The organism is Mesorhizobium sp. M1A.F.Ca.IN.022.07.1.1 (genome assembly GCF_003997575.1).
Lineage (GTDB): Bacteria > Pseudomonadota > Alphaproteobacteria > Rhizobiales > Rhizobiaceae > Mesorhizobium.
Genome location: NZ_RZST01000467.1, coordinates 1 through 3,687, shown reverse-complemented (window position 1 = coordinate 3,687; position 3,687 = coordinate 1). Strand labels below are relative to the sequence as shown.

Here is a 3,687-nt window from a genome sequence, read left to right as displayed (position 1 = left end):
GCCCATGACGGCGACTTCCGCCCGCGAGGACGGCGAGAACAGCGCCCCGAAGCTTCTGTCGGACAGGATGGAAAGCACGGCTTCCAGCGCCGTGTCGCGCTCTTCGGCCGGCCAGTCGGCGCCGGCGCGCGCTAGATAGCGCTCGGCCGCGCTCCGCCTCTCGTCCTCGGCGATGCCGGGCAGCATCTGTAGCAATTTGTGCAGTGCCAGCCCGCGCATCACCGCAAAGCCGGGTTCGGTTTCCGCAGCGAGCACCGGCGAGCGCGTGTCGGGCAAGCTTTCCGTCGCTTCGTCGATCAGCGCCGAGGCGCCTGAAGGCGAGAGCGGCCGCGGCAAGTCCTCATAGGGCGGGAGCGGCCGGAACAGGCCGTCCGGCAGCGGCGCGGCATGATCGAACAGTATCGTCTCCTCAGCCTGATTGAGCGCCATCGGCGGCAGCTTGGTCATATGGAAGCGATGCACCGCCACGTCGGGTGTCGCCGGATGCCGCCGCTCAGCGCTTTCCGGCGCACCCAGCAGTGCCCGGCTGACAATCGAATGCCAGGTGCCGGTGCTCGGCGCGCGCTTGCCGTGATAGCCGCAGACGATCAGCCGGTCCTCGGCGCGCGTCATGCCGACATAGAGCAGCCGCCGGTATTCGTCGTCGGCAAGCGCGCGCGCCCGCGCCGAGGCCGCTTTCGAAACGCCGTTGACGACGTCACTCGCCGAGCGCCAGAGATAGCCCTTGCCCTTCCAATCAGCGCCCGAGCTTTCGAAGGCCATCAGCCGCGGCAGGTGCTGGTCGCTGAACGGCGCCGAGCCGCCGTCGACCAGGAAGACGACCGGCGCCTCCAGGCCCTTGGCGGCGTGCACGGTCATGACGCGCACCTCGTTGCGGGTCTGGTCCATCTCGCGCTTGATCTCCGGCCCGCTGTTTTCCAGCGTCGAGAGGAAGGATTCCAGCCCCGGCAGGCCGGTACGTTCCTCAGCCAGGCAGAAACTCAGGAACTCGTCGAGGATGTCGCCGGCTTCCGGCCCGAGCCGGGCCGTCATCTTGCGGCGCAGGCCGTCACGCGAAAGCGCGGCGGCATAGAATTCAAACACCGGCTTGAACGCCACCTCAGTCGCCCAGCCATCGAGCCGGCTAACAACGGCGGCCAAGACCTCGTCTCCGCCGGCATGCTGCCGGAGCGAGGCGATCAGCGACTGGCCCTTTGGCCGCTCGCCAGCGAGCGTGAGCAACGTCTCCTCGGAAACCTCGAAGATCGGGCTGCGCAGCACGGCGGCCAGGGACAAGTCGTCCTCCGGCTGAATCAAAAAATGGCCGAGCGCGATCAGGTCCTGCACGGCGATATGGCCGGGAAGGCTCAGCCTGTCCGCGCCGGCAACCGGGATCTGCCGGTTCTTGAGGCTGCGCGACAGCGCGTGCACGAAGCGATCGCGCTTGCGCACCAGCACCAGGATGTCGTCGGCGGTCAGCTTGCGGCCTTTGCCTTCGATGGCCTCGCCGTTGCGCAGCCAGTTCTGGATCGTCGTTGCCACATGTTCGGCCACGCGCACGGCGGGCACGCTGGCGTGGTTGACCGGCAAGGTCCAGTCGTCGGGCTCTTCGACCATTTCGGCGCCGATCGAGGGCCACACCTCGACATAGCCCGGCGCATCGGTGCGGATCGCCTTGTGGCTGAGCGGATCGGGATCGTGGCTGATGCCGCGTCGCACGCCTGGCTCGGCGAAGACGCGGTCGACGGCGGCAAGCACGTCGTCGCTCGAGCGGAACGACCAGGTGAGCTTCAGGTCGGCAAACGAAGCCTCCGCGTCGCGCACCCGCCCGGCAAACAAAAGCCGGCTTTCGGCAAAGGAATCGGGCGCCGCGCCTTGGAAGGAGTAGATCGACTGTTTCTCGTCGCCGACGGCGAACACCGTGCGCCGCACCGTCTCTCGCTGGCCGAACCCGGCGAAGAATTCTTCCGTCAGCTTCTTCACCACTTCCCACTGGTCGGGACTGGTGTCCTGCGCCTCGTCGAGCAGGATATGGTCGATGCCCTGGTCGAGCTTGAACTGCACCCACGGCCCGGCATCGGGCCGCGACAGCAGGCTGACCGTGCGGGTGATCAAATCGTTGAAGTCGAGGAAACCGCGGCTTCGCTTCAGCTGCTCGTAGCGGGCGATCAGCCAGCCGGCGACGGTGAGCGCAGCGGCCGTGCCTTCGAGCATGCGGAACAGCCCCAGCCGGTCCGATACATCGAGGATCGCCTTGGCCGCCGCGAGATAGCGCTCGGGCAGGTCGGGCAGCCTGTCCACCAGCGCTTTCTTGAAGATTTTCGGTGGATCGTAAGGGTCGCCATCGGAGCGCAGAAATGCCTTGGCGAGCAGTCGCAGTCGCCTGATCGGATCGGCTTCGGCAAAAGCGGTCTGCGCATAGGGCAGCACGTTGTTCAGCACCTGCCGCGCGTCGGCGGCTTCGGCGGCGCGCCCGAATTCAGCGAACTGGCTCGGCGCAAAGCCCGGCAGCGGCCAGACCGAAGCGGCAATGCCGGCTGCCGTCTGGCCGGGGTTGAAGCCGAATTCGGCGAACAGCAGCCGGAAGTCCCGGTCCTTGCCCAGCTTTTCGATAAAGGCGCGCAGTTCGTCGCGCTTGCCGACGATCTCGGAGAGCAGCATGTCGAGCCCGAACTCGCCGCCGCGCTCCAGCACCGTGGCAAAGGCTTCCGCCAGGCCTTCGACACCGGTGCCGGCACCCGAGATCATGTCGCGTCGCGCATCCGCGAAAAGCGAGGCCTCCATCTGCGGGTCGAGCATCTCGAAATGCGCCGGGATGTTGGCTTCCAGCGGGAACTGATGCAGCACCGATTCGCAGAAGGCGTGGATGGTCTGAATTTTCAGGCCGCCCGGCGTTTCCAGCGCCTCGGCAAACAATCGGCGCGCGCGCCGCATCCTATCGCGGTCGGCCGACCGCCCGTCGAGCGCGGCTATGCGTGTCGCGAGCTCGGCGTCGGGAAGCGCCGTCCATTCCGACAGCGTCGAGAACACGCGGTTCGACATGTTGGCGGCGGCGGCGCGCGTGTAGGTCAGGCACAGGATCTTCGACGGATCGGTGCCGTTGAGCAGAAGCCGGATGACGCGTTGCGCCAGCACATGGGTCTTGCCCGAGCCGGCATTGGCCGAGACCCAGGCGGAATTTTGCGGATCGGAAGCGCGCGCCTGGCTGGCGGCGGTGTCGGAGGGGATCGGATATCTCATCCTTCCGCCTCGTCCTCGCTTGCGCCGCCGGCCGACCATTCCAGCACGCGCGCCAGATGGTCGTAGTCGCCATCGGCCTCGCCTTCGCGGAACGGCAGCGCGCGTGACAGATAGCCGGTGGTCGGGTCAGCATAGTGGAACAGCAGCCTTTCCAGCCGCGCCCACGCTTCCTCGGCAAGCTCGTTGGCGGTCTTCGGCTTGCGGTTGTATTCGAGGATCGATTCCTCGAACACCTCGCCGTTCGGCTTCAGCCGCACGAAGGCAAGCTGCGAGGGCTCGCAGATGCCGAGCTCCTTGAAGGCGCCCCGCCGAAGAAGCGCGCCCTCGAGTGCCAGCTGCGGCGACAGAAGCGTATGCGCCTGCGCCTTCGAAGGCGAGGAACCGGTCTTGTAGTCGAGGATGTCGGCCATGCCGACTGCGAGAAGGTCGACCCGGTCGGCATAGCCCGAAAGCGTGATGCCGGTGCGG

At 67.0% G+C, this 3,687-nt stretch carries 2 protein-coding genes; both read right to left on the bottom strand.

The window, feature by feature from the left end:
• Positions 1 to 3,219: double-strand break repair helicase AddA (gene addA, locus EOA75_RS30430; RefSeq protein WP_127325885.1), on the bottom strand; the 3,219-nt coding region annotated here is incomplete at its 3' end.
• Positions 3,216 to 3,687, bottom strand: a 472-nt coding sequence (locus EOA75_RS30425) for a PD-(D/E)XK nuclease family protein (protein ID WP_206517068.1), incomplete at its 5' end; no start/stop codon positions are given. The genes addA and EOA75_RS30425, both read right to left, overlap by 4 nt.